This window comes from Streptomyces sp. RGM 3693, from assembly GCF_050471125.1.
Classification (GTDB): Bacteria; Actinomycetota; Actinomycetes; order Streptomycetales; family Streptomycetaceae; genus Streptomyces.
The window spans coordinates 823,455-837,339 of the sequence record NZ_JBMPPQ010000003.1 but is presented as its reverse complement, the minus strand read 5'-3'; the positions used below and the strand labels follow the sequence as shown (position 1 = coordinate 837,339).

At 74.6% G+C, this 13,885-nt stretch carries 2 protein-coding genes and 1 pseudogene; 2 read left to right on the top strand and 1 reads right to left on the bottom strand.

The genetic code is table 11. The features are described from left to right. Positions 1-38 precede the first annotated feature (38 nt). A pseudogene (locus ACO0M4_RS32270) lies at positions 39-5,384 on the top strand (SDR family NAD(P)-dependent oxidoreductase); the annotation flags it as partial. Between the two features lie 34 nt (positions 5,385-5,418). Next, complete coding sequence (locus tag ACO0M4_RS32265) at positions 5,419-12,450, top strand: SDR family NAD(P)-dependent oxidoreductase (RefSeq protein WP_430374617.1); 7,032 nt, start codon at positions 5,419-5,421, stop codon at positions 12,448-12,450. Between the two features lie 65 nt (positions 12,451-12,515). Here the strand turns inward: ACO0M4_RS32265 and ACO0M4_RS32260 are convergent, their stop codons facing one another. Beyond that, a complete protein-coding gene (locus ACO0M4_RS32260; RefSeq protein WP_430374616.1) occupies positions 12,516-13,706 on the bottom strand; it encodes a cytochrome P450 in 1,191 nt (396 codons plus the stop codon). Between the last annotated feature and the right edge of the window lie 179 nt (positions 13,707-13,885).

Sequence of the window (13,885 nt, the reverse complement as noted above, 5' to 3'; positions counted from 1 at the left end):
AAGAGCGGACCATGACCACATCCAGTGAAACCGTCGTCGCAGCCCTCCGCGCCTCGCTGAAGGAGGCCGAGCACCTGCGCCGGCAGAACCACAAGCTCGTCGCCGCGGCCACCGAACCGATCGCCATCGTGGCGATGGCCTGCCGGTACCCGGGCGGCGTGGCGTCGCCCGAGGACCTGTGGGAACTGCTGGCCGCGGGCAAGGACGCGATCGGCGCCTTCCCCACGGACCGCGGCTGGGACCTGGGCGCCCTGCGGGACGCCGGCGTTGACGCCCGCGGCAACGCCGTCAGTCAGGAAGGGGGTTTCCTCGACGGCGTGGGGGACTTCGACGCCGACTTCTTCGGCATCTCCCCGCGCGAAGCCGTCACCATGGACCCACAACAGCGGCTGCTGCTGGAAACCTCGTGGGAAGCCATCGAGCGCGCCGGCATCGCCCCCACCACGCTGCGCGGCAGCCGCACCGGCGTGTTCATCGGCACCAACGGCCAAGACTACGCCCACCTGCTGATCCGTTCGCTGACCGACGCCACCGGGGACATCGGCACCGGCATCGCCGCCAGTGCCACGTCCGGCCGGCTGTCCTACACGCTGGGCCTGGAAGGCCCCGCGGTGACCGTCGACACGGCCTGCTCCTCGTCCCTCGTGGCCCTGCACACGGCGGCCCACGCCCTGCGGGCCGGTGAGTGCACGCTGGCCCTGGTCGGCGGCGTGAACGTGATGGCGTCGCCCGGTTCCCTGATGGAGTTCAGCCGGCAGGGCGGCCTGGCGGCGGACGGCCGGTGCAAGGCGTTCGCCGACGCCGCCGACGGCACCGGCTGGTCGGAGGGCGCGGGGGTCCTCCTCGTGGAGCGCCTGAGCGATGCCCGCCGCAACGGGCACCCGGTCCTCGCCGTCGTCCGCGGCTCGGCCGTCAACCAGGACGGCGCCTCCAACGGCTTCACCGCGCCCAGCGGCCCGGCCCAGCAGCGGGTGATCCGGCAGGCCCTGGCCGGCGCCGGGCTGTCGACCGGCGACGTGGACGTGGTCGAGGCGCACGGCACGGGCACCGCCCTGGGGGACCCGATCGAGGCCCAGGCGTTGCTGGCCACCTACGGCCAGGGCCGTGACCCCGAACGCCCCCTGCTGCTGGGCTCGGTGAAGTCCAACCTCGGCCACACGCAGGCGGCCGCGGGGGTGGCTGGGGTCATGAAGGTGGTCCTGGCGATGCGGCACGGCGTGCTGCCCCCGACCCTGCACGTCGACGAGCCGTCGTCGCACGTGGACTGGTCGTCCGGCGCGGTGCAGCTGCTGACGGAGCCCCAGGGGTGGCCGGCCGGCGACCGGCCCTGGCGGGCCGGGGTGTCGTCGTTCGGGATCAGCGGCACCAACGCCCACGTCATCATCGAACGGGCCGTCCCCGACGACGCGCCACGGCCGGAACCCGGCACGGCGCCCACCGACGTGCCGTGGCTGGTGTCGGCCAAGTCCGAGCAGGCACTGGCGGCACAGGTCGAACGGATCACGTCCGGCCGCGGTACGGCGTCGCCGCTGGACGTGGGCTTCTCGCTCGCCTCGGGGCGCTCGCCGTTCGCGCACCGCGCGGTGCTGCTCGCGTCCCCCGACGGCGCGCTGACGGAGGCGGCGCGGGGCCGGGCGGAGGCGGATCGCCCGCTCGCCGTGCTGTTCTCGGGGCAGGGCGCGCAACGCGTCGGGATGGGCCGGGAACTCCACGGCCGGCACCCCGCGTTCGCGGCGGCCCTGGACGCGGTGCTGGCGCAGTTCGCAGACGAACTGCCGGACCTGCGCCCGGTGATGTTCGGGGACGTCGACGGACTGGACGGGACCGGGTTCGCCCAGCCCGCGCTGTTCGCCGTCGAGGTGGCGCTGTTCCGGCTGGTGGAGTCCTGGGGGATCCGCCCGGACTTCGTGGCCGGGCACTCCATCGGGGAGATCACGGCGGCGCACGTGGCCGGGGTGATGTCCCTGGAGGACGCCTGTGCGCTGGTGGCGGCGCGGGCGCGGTTGATGCAGGCGTTGCCGGCCGGCGGGGCCATGGTGGCCGTCCGGGCGTCCGAGGAGGAGGTGCGGCCGCGGCTGGTGGACGAGGTGTCGATCGCGGCGGTCAACGGCCCCGAGGCGGTCGTCCTCGCCGGTGCGGAACCCCAGGTGCTGCGGATCGCCGCGGAGCTGGCGGCCGAGGGACGCAAGACGCAACGCCTCGCGGTGAGCCACGCGTTCCATTCGGCGTTGATGGACCCGATGTTGGCGGACTTCCGGCGGGTGGCCGAGGGGCTGTCGTACCAGGCTCCGCGGATACCCGTGGTGTCCAACGTGACGGGTGAGGTCGCCGCCGCGGAGCTGCTGTCCTCGCCCGACTACTGGGTGCGGCACGTGCGGGAGACGGTCCGCTTCGCGGACGGCCTGCGGACACTGGCGGCCGAAGGCGCTTCGGTCTTCCTGGAGTTGGGCCCGGACGGCGTCCTGACGGCGATGGCGCAGCACAGCCTGGACGAGGCCGCGCTGTGCGTCAGCGCCCTGCGCGCGGACCGGCCCGAGGAACGCGCCCTGCTGACCGCGCTGGGCCGGCTGCACGTCGCGGGCGTGCCGGTGGACTGGGCGGCGTGGTTCGCTGGCACCGGCGCCCGCCGCGTGGACCTGCCCACCTACTCCTTCCAACGCGAGCGCTACTGGCCCGCGCCCGCCGCGTCGGCCGGGGACGTGACCGCCGCCGGCCTGCTCCCCGCCGCACACCCCCTGCTGGGCGCGGCGGTGCCGCTGGGGGGCTCGGGCGGGCTGCTGCTCACCGGCCGGCTGTCCCCGCGCACCCACCCCTGGCTGCTGGACCACGTGGTGGACGGCGCGTGCGTCTTCCCCGCCGCCGGCTTCGTCGATCTCGCCGTCCGCGCGGGCGACCAGATCGGCTGCGACCACGTAAACGCCCTCACCCTCACCGAGCCGCTCGTCCTGGCCGGCGACGACGCCGTGCTCCTCCAAGTGTGGCTCGGCGCCGCCGACCCGGACGGCGGGCGCGAGGTCCGGGTGTCCTCGCGGGCCGCGGGCACGTCCGACCGGCCGTGGACGGACCACGCCCACGGCACGCTGACGCCCGCGGCACCGACCGCCGGACGAACGGCGCACGGGACGGCGGCGTTCGACGCCTCGGCATGGCCGCCGGCCGGCGCCGCAGCGACGGACCACGACGAGGGCGTCGAGCACGGCCCGGTGTTCCGGACCCTCCGCGCCCGGTGGACCCTCGACGACGAGACCTTCGTCGAGGCCGCGCTGCCCGACGAGGTGGCCGACGCGGCGGACTTCGGCCTGCACCCGGCGTTGCTGGAAGCCGTGACGCAGGCGGTCGCGCCCGACGGGGACCTCGCACCGTCGGCCTGGCACGGGGTCGAACTGCACGCCAGTGGGGCCTCGGACGTGCGCATCCGCCTGACGAGGACCGGCCCGGACACCTACGCCGTCGCCGTCGCCGACGCCGCGGGTGCCCCCGTCCTTTCGGCGGACTCCCTGGTCCTGGCCGCCAGGAAGCCCCTCGCGCGACCCGCCGACAGCGGTGCGGAGGAAGGGGCGCTGCTGCGGCTGGACTGGGTACCGGCCGCCCCGACACCCGCCGCCGACGAGGTGCGCAGCGTGACGCTGGGCACCGGCGGACTGGCGTCGCTGGCGGACGTGCCCGAACTCGTCGTCGCCCCGGTGTCGGGCGCCGGCGACGACGTCCCCGGCACCGTCCACGAACGGACCGCGTGGGCGCTGGGGTTGATCCAGGCATGGTTGGCGGACGACCGGTTCGCCGCCGCCCGCCTGGTGTTCGTGACCGACGGCGCGGTGTCCGGTGACGATCTGGTCGCCGCTGCGGTGTGGGGCCTGGTGGCCTCCGCGCAGTCGGAGCACCCGGACCGTTTCGCCCTGGTGGACACCCCGGACGCGGCCCTCCCGGCCGCGCTGCCGGGGCTGCTGGCCGCCGGCGACGCCCAGTTCCTCGTGCGCGACGGCACGGTGCACCTCGCCCGGCTCGCCCGGCTGGCCGCACCCGACGACACCACCCCGCACCTCCCCGCCTGGGACCCGGACGGCACGACGCTGATCACCGGCGGCACGGGCGGCCTGGGCGGCCTCCTCGCCCGGCACCTCGTGGCCGAGCACGGGACCAAGCACCTCGTCCTGGTGAGCCGCAGCGGCGAGAGCGCACCGGGTGCCGCCGCGCTGCGCGCCGAATTGACCGCCCTCGGCGCCGACGTGACGATCGCGGCCTGTGACACCGCCGACCGGGCCGCGCTCGGCCGGGTGCTCGACTCCCTCACCCATCCGCTGGCCGCGGTGATCCACACGGCCGGTGTGCTGGACGACGGCGTGGTCACCGCACTGACCCCGGAACGGCTGTCGGGCGTGCTGCGCCCGAAGGCGGACGCGGCCTGGCACCTGCACGACCTCACGCGGGGGACGGACCTGGGGGCGTTCGTCGTCTTCTCCTCGATCTCCGGCGTGATGGGCGGCGCCGGACAGGCCAACTACGCCGCCGGCAACGTCTTCCTCGACGCCTTGGCCCGGCACCGCGCCGCCCGGGGCCTGCCCGCCCAGTCCCTCGCCTGGGGCGCGTGGGGGCAGGCGAGCGGCATGACGGGGGCACTGTCCGACGCGGACATGCAGCGGATCGCGGCCACCGGCGTGCCGCCGCTCACCGCCGAGCAGGGCCTGGCACTGTTCGACGCCGCCACCGCGACGGACGAACCCCACCTCGTCCCGGTCGGCCCGGTCGCCGCCGGCACCCGGGTGCGCGGCGCCGTTCCGCCGGTCCTCCGGAGCCTGATCAAGGGTGCCCGGCGGACCGCCGCGAACTCCGCCCCCGGCGCCGAGGCCCCCGCCGTGCTCGCCCGGAACCTGGCGCAGGCACGGCCGGAGGACCGGGTCCGGTTGCTGACCGACCTCGTGCGGACCGAGGCCGCCGCCGTGCTCGGGCACGCCTCGGCCAAGGCGGTGGACGCCCGGCGGGAGTTCCACGACCTGGGCTTCGACTCGCTGACCGCCGTCGAACTGCGCAACCGGCTGGCCACCGCGACCGGTCTGCGGCTGACCGCCACCCTCGTCTTCGACTACCCCACCCCCCTCGCCCTCTCCGAACACCTCGTCGCGCAGCTCGTGGACGAAGCCCGGACCGCGGCGGGCCCGGCCCTGCTCACGGAACTCGATCGGCTCGACGCCGCACTCGCGGCCGGCGCGCCCGACTCCCGCACGCGCACCGCCGTCGCCAACCGCCTGTCGCAACTGCTGGACAGGTGGCGGGGGGCCGCGGTGCAGGAGAACGGCTCCGGGGTCACCGAACGTCTCGAATCCGCCAGCGCGGTGGAAATCCTCGCCTTCATCGACAACGAACTCGGGCGTCACAGCGACCGCTGAACCCGGCCCCCATTCACACGGAAGGTTCCTCGTCATGCCGAACGACCACGAGCTCGTTGACTACCTGAAGTGGGTCACCAACGACCTGCACCAGACCCGAGAACGGCTCCGGGAGGCCGAGTCCGCCCAACAGGAGCCGCTCGCCATCGTCGGAATGTCCTGCCGTCTGCCGGGCGGCGTGCGTTCGCCGGAAGACCTCTGGCAGCTGCTCAGCGAGGGGCGCGACGGCATCGCGGAGTTCCCCGCCGACCGCGGCTGGGACCTGAGCTCGCTCACCGGCGGGGGCAGCGGCAGCAGCACGACGGCCGAAGGCGGCTTCGTGGACGCCGCCGCGTTCGACGCCGGCTTCTTCGGCATCTCGCCCCGCGAGGCCATGGCCATGGACCCCCAGCAGCGGATCCTGCTGGAGAGCGCCTGGGAAGCCCTGGAGCGGGCCGGCATCGACCCGGTGTCCCTACGCGGCACCGACACCGGTGTCTTCGTCGGCACGAACGGCGTCGACTACACCAACGTCGTGCTGAACTCCCGTGAGGACGTCGAAGGACACGCCAGCACCGGCCTGGCGGGCAGCGTCCTGTCCGGGCGGCTGTCCTACACCTTCGGTCTGGAGGGCCCGGCCGTCACGGTCGACACGGCCTGTTCCTCCTCGCTCGTCTCCCTGCACCTGGCGGCCCACGCACTGCGCTCCGGCGAGTGCGGGCTCGCCCTCGTCGGTGGCGTGACGGTGCTGTCGTCACCGATGAGCTTCGCCGGGTTCAGCCGACAGGGCGGACTGGCCGCGGACGGCCGGTGCAAGGCGTTCGCCGAGGCGGCCGACGGCACCGGCTGGTCCGAAGGCGTGGGCCTGCTGGTGGTGGAGCGGCTGTCCGACGCCCGCCGGAACGGACACGAGATCCTCGCCGTCGTGCGGGGCTCGGCCGTCAACCAGGACGGCGCCTCCAACGGCCTGACGGCGCCCAACGGCCCCTCCCAACAGCGGGTGATCCAGCAGGCACTGGCCAACGCCGGACTGTCGCCCGACGACGTGGACGCCGTCGAGGCCCACGGCACCGGCACCACCCTCGGCGATCCGATCGAGGCCCAGGCACTCCTGGCGACCTACGGCCAGGGCCGTGACCCCGAACGCCCGCTGCTGCTGGGCTCGGTGAAGTCCAACCTCGGCCACACGCAGGCGGCCGCGGGCGTGGCGGGGATCTTGAAGGTGGTCCTGGCGATGCGGCACGGGGTGCTGCCGTCGACCCTGCACGTGGACGCACCGTCGTCGCACGTCGACTGGTCGTCCGGCGCGGTGCAGTTGCTGACGGAGCCTCAGGAGTGGCCCAAGGCCGGCCGGCCGTGGCGGGCGGGCGTGTCGTCGTTCGGGATCAGCGGCACCAACGCCCACGTCATCATCGAGCAGGCACCGGTCGCCGGGGAGGGCGACGACGAGGACGGCGCGGAGCTGCCCGCAGCGCCGGTCCTGGCGCCGTCGACCGTGCCATGGCCGGTCTCCGCGCGCACCGAGGACGCACTGGCCGCGCAGCTGGAGCAGGTCACCGCGCTGACCGATGCCTCCCCGGTCGACCTGGGCTTCTCGCTGGCCACCTCCCGCGCACACCTGGAGCGTCGCGCGGTGCTCCTGGCCGGGGACGACGGGACGTCCGAGGTCGCGCGCGGCCTCGCCCAGGACGTCGACGGGAAGGTGGCGGTGCTGTTCTCCGGCCAGGGTGCGCAACGGGTCGGCATGGGCCGGGAGTTGTACGACCGGTTCCCGGTGTTCGCGGCGGCGTTGGACGAGGTGCTGGCGCACTTCGACGACGCGCTGCGGGAGGTGATGTTCGGCTCGGCGGACGGCCTGGACGAGACGGGCTTCACCCAGCCGGCGTTGTTCGCCGTCGAGGTGGCGCTGTTCCGCCTGGCGGAGTCGCTCGGCGTGCGGCCGGACTTCGTGGCCGGGCATTCGATCGGTGAGGTCGCGGCGGCGCACGTCGCCGGGGTGTTCTCGCTGGCGGACGCGAGTGCGCTGGTCGCGGCCCGGGCGCGGTTGATGCAGGCGCTGCCTGCGGGCGGCGCGATGGTGGCCGTCCAGGCGGCCGAGGCCGAGGTGCGGCCACGGTTGGTGGACGGCGTGTCGATCGCGGCGGTCAACGGCCCCGAGGCGGTCGTCCTAGCCGGCGACGAGAGTGAAGTCCTGTGCATCGCCGCCGAGTTGGCGGCCGAGGGACACAAGACCCAGCGCCTCGCGGTGAGCCACGCCTTCCACTCGCCCTTGATGGAGCCGATGCTGGAGGAGTTCCGGCAGGCGGTTCAGGGGCTGTCGTACGAGGCTCCGCGCATCCCGGTCGTCTCGAACGTGACGGGCGAGGTCGCCGCCGCGGAGCTGCTGTGCTCGCCGGACTACTGGGTGCGGCACGTGCGGGAGACGGTGCGCTTCGCCGACGGCGTGCGCGCACTCGAAGCCGAGGGCGCCACGGTCTTCCTGGAGTTGGGTCCGGACGGCGTGCTGGCCGCGATGGCCCAGCACACTCTCGACGGCGACGTGACCGTCGTGCCGGCGCTGCGCAAGGACCGGCCGGAGGAGACCGCGCTGCTCACCGCGCTCGCCCGCCTGCACGTCACGGGCGTGCCGGTGGACTGGGCCGCGTGGTTCGCCGGCACCGGCGCCCACCGCGTGGACCTGCCCACCTACCCCTTCCAGCACGAGCGGTACTGGCCCCGGCCCGCCGTCTTGGCGGGGGACGTGACCGGTGTCGGGCTGCTCCCGGCGCACCACCCCCTGCTGGGCGCGACGCTCACCCTCGCGGACTCCGACGAGGCCGTGTTCACCGGCCGGTTCTCGCTGCGGACCCACCCCTGGCTGACCGACCACGCCATCGGTGACCACGTCCTCTTCCCGGGCGCCGGCTTCCTGGAGCTGGCCCTGCGTGCGGGAGACCAGGTCGGCTGCGGCCGGGTCGAGGAGTTCGTCCTGCTCGCCCCGCTGGTGCTGACGGCGGAGAACGCCGCCCAGGTCCAGGTGCTGATCGGCGCCCCCGACGAGCGGGGCACCCGGACGATCTCCGTCCACTCGCGCGCCGACGACGCGCCCGACCAGCCGTGGATCCAGCACGCCAACGGCACCCTGACCACCACGGAACGCATCGCGGACTTCGGAGCCCCGGTCTGGCCGCCCCACGACGCGGTCGCCGTCGACCTGGAGGGCTTCTACGACGGCACCGGGTACGGCCCGGCCTTCCAGGGCCTGCGCTCGGTGTGGCGCCGGGAGGACGAGGTGTTCGTCGAGGTCGCACTGCCGGCCCAGGTCGCCGACGACGCGGCGTCCTACGGCATCCACCCGGCGCTGCTGGACGCGGTGCTGCAGACCCACCGGATGGCCGGTGTCGGCGGCGACGACGACCAGCTCCTGCCGTTCGTCTGGCAGGGCGTGTCGCTGCACGCCGGCGGCGCCTCGGTGCTGCGGGCCCACGTGGTGAAGACCGGTGACGACGCGGTGTCCATCGCCGCCGTCGACGTCGAGGGCGCCCCCGTCCTGTCCGCCGAGGCACTGGTACTGCGCGGTCAACTGGCCGGTGCGGCAGCCCCGGTGGCCGCCCGGCGCACCGCGGAGCAGGACGCGCTGCTGTCGCTGGACTGGGTGGCCGCCCCCGAGGTGCAGCCGGCCGCCGTCCGTTGTGTGGCCCTGGGCGCCGACGACCTCGGCGGCGTGGGTGCCTCGGTCGCCTCCCTGGCGGAACTGACCGGCGACGAAGACCTCGTGGTCGTCCCCGTGTCCAGCACGGGCGAGGACGTGCCCGCCGCCGCGCACGCGCTGACCGCCACGGTGCTGGGCCTGCTCCACGAATGGGAGGAGCAGGTCTCCGGCTCCGCCCGCCTGGTGTTCCTCACCCGGGGCGCCGTCTCCACCGCCGAGGGCGAACCCGTGCGGGACGTGGCCGCGGCCGCGGTGTGGGGCCTGGTGCGCTCGGCACAGACGGAGAACCCGGGGCGGATCGCCCTGTTGGACGTCGACGACAGCGACGGGGACCTCGCCACCCTGCTCGCGGAGCTGCCCGGCCTGCTGGCCACCGAGGACGCCCAGTTCGTCCTCCGCGACGGAGCCATCAAGGTGGGGCGGCTGGCACTCCTGGGCAGCGATGCGGGACTGCTGCCGCCCGCCGGGCCGTGGCGCCTGGACAGCGCGGCCCGTGGCAACCTCGCCAACCTGGTGCTCGCGCCGTGCCCGCAGGCCCTGGAACCGCTCACCGAAGGACAGCTCCGCATCCAGGTCCAGGCCGCCGGCGTGAACGCCCGGGACGTGGCCAACGCCCTCGGCGAGCACCGGGACGCGGCCGCGCCGCTGGGCGTCGAGGCCACCGGTGTGGTGACCGAGACCGGACCCGGAACGAGCCGGCTGCGCCCGGGGGACCGGGTGATGGGCCTGGTGCCCGGCGGCCTCGGGCCGGTGGCCGTCGCCGACGAGCGGCTGCTGACCCGCGTTCCCGACGGCTGGACGCCCGAGCAGGCCGCTTCCGCACCACTGGCCTTCCTGACCGCCCACCACGCACTGAAGGACCTCGCCGGGCTGCGGCCGGGCCAGTCGGTCCTCGTGCAGGTGGACGCCGACGGAGTCGGTCCGGCGGCGGTCCAACTGGCACGCCACCTCGGCGCCGAGGTGTTCGCCACCGCCGACGAGGGCCGGGCGACCTCCCTGCGGGAGCTCGGCGTGGCGCCCGACCGGATCGCCCCGGTCCTGACCACCGACGTCGAGCAGCGCTTCCGGGCGGCCACCGCGGACCGCGGCATGGACGTGGTGCTGACCGACCTGACCGGCGAACCCGCTGCCGCCGCACTGCGGTTGACGGCGCCCGACGGCCACTTCCTGCACCTCGGCGCCGACGCCGACGACCCCGGGTCCGACGCCCAGGTGCGCCACCACAGCGTCGACGTGGCCGCAGCGGACCCGGAACGCGTCCAGGCGGCGTTCGACGAGCTGCTGGCCCTGTTCGACCAGGGTGTGCTGCACCCGCTGCCCGTCACCGTCCGGGACGTCCGGCGGGCTGTTGGAACGTTCGACGCGGTGCACCGCGGCGAGCACTCCGGCAAGGCCGTGCTGACCATGCCGCGTGCCTGGGCCCCGGACGGCACCGTCCTGATCACCGGCGGCACCGGCGGCCTGGGCCGCGAACTGGCCCGTCACCTGGTGACCGAGCGAGGCGTGCGCCACTTGCTGCTGCTCAGCCGCAGCGGCCCCGACGCCCCCGGCGTGGACGCCCTGCGCGAGGAGTTGGCCGCCCACGGCGCCGAGGTCGAGGTCCGCGCCTGCGACGTGGCCGACCGCCAGGACCTCGCCGCCGCCGTGGCGTCGGTGCCCGCCGCGCACCCGCTGACCGCCGTGGTCCACACCGCCGGCGTCCTCGACGACGGCGTGGTGACGTCGCTGACGCCCGAGCGGTTGGCGGCCGTGCTGCGTCCGAAGGTGGACGCCGCCTGGCACCTGCACCAGGTCACCGAGGACCTCGACCTGGCCGCGTTCGTGCTGTACTCCTCGATCGCGGGCGTCACCGGCGCCCCCGGCCAGGGCAACTACGCCGCGGGCAACGTCTTCCTCGACGCGCTCGCCCGCCTCCGCACGGCCAACGGCCTGCCCGCACAGTCCCTCGCGTGGGGTGCCTGGGCCCCGGGCAGCGGCATGACCGCCGACCTGACCGAGGCCGACCTCCAGCGGAGCGCCGTGTACGGGGCCAAGCCGCTCACCGTCGAGCAGGGCATGGCGCTGTTCGACGCGGCGGGGGCGTGCGACGCGGCCCACCTCGTCGCACTGGGACGGACCGCCGGCCCGCTGCGCATCGACGGCCCCGTGCCGCCCGTACTGCGCGGCCTGGTCGCCACCCGCCGGCGCGCCGCCGGCCAGCCCGCCGCCGACGCGGCGGGCGGCCTCACCGGGCGGCTCGCGGACCTGGACGAGGACGAGCGGACGGCCACCCTGGTCGACCTGGTGCGGACCGAGGCGGCCGCCGTGCTCGGGCACGCCTCGCCGGAGGGCATAGAGACCCACCGGGAGTTCCTGGAGCTGGGCTTCGACTCGCTGACCTCCGTCGAACTGCGCAACCGGCTCGCGGCGGCCACCGGGCTGCAACTGCCCGCGACCGTGGTCTTCGAGAACAAGACCACCGAGAAGCTCGCGACGTGGCTGGGCGGCGAACTCGGCACCCGGCCGGCCGGGGTCGCCGCACCGGGTGGTGCCGGGGGTGCCCGCTCGGGCGCCGGCGAGCAGGAGGACTGGCTGGTGCAGCGCTTCCTCACCTCCATCAGGGAGGACCGGATCGCCGAGGCCCGGCGCCTGGTGTCGGCCATGGGCGGGGTCGGCCCGTCGTTCGAGAACACCGCGGAACTGGAGGACCTGCCGCTGCCGACCACGCTCGCCGAGGGCTCGGCGTCGCCGCGGCTGATCTGCATCAGCACACCCACCGCCAACGGCGGCGTCCACGAGTACGCCAGGTTCGCCGCCCGCTTCCGCGGCCGACGGAACGTCATCGCCCTGCCGCTGGTCGGCTTCGCCCCGGGGGACCCGCAGCCGGCCACGGCCGAGTGCGCCGCCCGGTCGATCGCGGAGAGCGTGCTGCGCGCCAGCGACGGCGAACCCTTCGTCCTGGTCGGCCACTCCTCCGCCGGCGCGTTCTCCTACGCGGCCGCGGGCGTGCTGGAGAGCACCTGGGGCATCAAGCCCGCCGGCCTGGTGCTGCTGGACACCCTCAGCATCCGGCACGAGGAGAACGAGGACATCGACTACGGCGGTCTGCTGAAGGCGAACTTCCTGGCCGCGGAGGCGACCCAGGTGCGGATCCTCAAGCCCAACCTGTCCGCGATGGGCAGGTGGATGCACCTGCTGAACAGCATCCACGTGCCGCAGATGTCCGCCCCCGTGCTCAGCATCCAGGCGTCGCGGCTCTACCCGGGCATCGCGGCCGGCGGCGAGGGGCTGAGCCAGATGATCCCGTCGGCCGAGATCGTCGAGATCGACGCGGACCACCTGTCCATCGTCCGGGCCGACGCCCCGTCAGCTGCGAAGATCGCGGACGACTGGCTGGCGGCGACCTTCGACGCGTGACGGCGGCGCCGTGACACGGCAACGGCGGGCGGCCCCCTGGGCCGCCCGCCGTTGCCGTGCGCTGACTACCAGGTCACCGGCAGCTCACTGAGCCCGCCGGACAACCGGCCGGCCCGCACCGCCAACTCGTCCTCCGGGTGCGCCAGCCGCAGGCCGGGCAGCCGGGTGAACAACTGCGTGAAGACCGTGTTCAGCTCGATGCGCGCCAGGGGCGCGCCGATGCAGTGCCAGATGCCGTGCGCGAACGTCAGATGCGGGTTGGGGGACCGGGTGACGTCGAACTGCTCCGGCTCGTCGAAGGCCCGCTCGTCGAAGTTGGGGAGGCTGAAGTCGAACAGGACCAGGTCCCCGGCCCGGATCGTCTCCCCGGCGACCGTCAGGTCCTCGGTGGCGTAGCGCGGCAGGATCGAGCCGCCGGCCTTCGCCGCCCGCAGCACCTCCTCGACGGCGCGCGTCATCACGTCCGGGTCCGCCAGCGCCGCCGCCCGCTGCTCGGGGTGGGCCGCCAGCAGCACCACGCCGTGGTCCATGATGGTCACGACGCTGTCCAGCCCCGCGAACAGCAGGCCCACGGCCAGGTGCGTCACGCGCTCGTCGGACAGCCCGCCCGCGATCAGGCGGGTGATGATGTCCTCGCCGGGCTCGACCCGCTTGCCCCCGACCAACTCCGCGACGAACGCGTAGAGGTCGCGCTGCATGCGCCGCACGCCCTCGCGGTCACCGAGCACGGCCGTCTCGGCCAGCAGCGCCGTGAGCGGTTCGCGGCTCTGCGGGGGCACGCCGATGATGTCGCAGAGCACCGTCGTCGCCACCGGCACGGACACGCCGCCGTGCACGTCGGCCGGTGGCGTGCGGCCGGTGAAGTCGTCGAGCACGGCGTCCACGACCGCCGCCACCCGCGGTTCCATCTCGAGCATCCGCCGGGCGGCGAACATCGGGGCCAGGAGCTGGCGGGACTCGGTGTGCGTACGGCGGGCGGACTCGGCGTCGGTGTCGGTGATCATCAGGTCCAGGAACGGGTTGCGCACGTACTGCGCCGCGTTCGCCGGGTCCGGATGCGAGTGGCCGATGCGCTCGTCGTGCAGCAGTTCCTTGAGCAGGGTGTGGCGGGTCACCAGCCACCCCTCGTCCCCGGCGGGGGTGCGCACCCGGCAGAGCGGTCCCTGCTCCTGGAGGTCGCGCAGGAGGGGGCTGACGCGCAGTAAGCCGGGCGGTGCGAGGTCGAGGGACGGCAGATCACGGTGGGGGACTGTCATGAGTGGATCCCTTTCACAGGTGCAGTGGTGCGCCGCGCACGCTGCGTGCGCGCGCGACGCCGCGACGCTAGTGCCCCAGACACCCGGAATCCCTTAGCCCTGTTTTCACCACCGCGGCGCGGACCTGGCGTCCTGCCGGCGAGACTACGGAAACCCGCAGTCCGCCTCGGGTGAGGATG

Excerpts from the sequence above, each read along its gene's own strand:
- ACO0M4_RS32265 (WP_430374617.1), top strand. The coding sequence starts at position 5,419 with ATGCCGAACGACCACGAGCTCGTTGACTACCTGAAGTGGGTCACCAAC.
- ACO0M4_RS32260 (WP_430374616.1), bottom strand. The coding sequence starts at position 13,706 with ATGACAGTCCCCCACCGTGATCTGCCGTCCCTCGACCTCGCACCGCCC.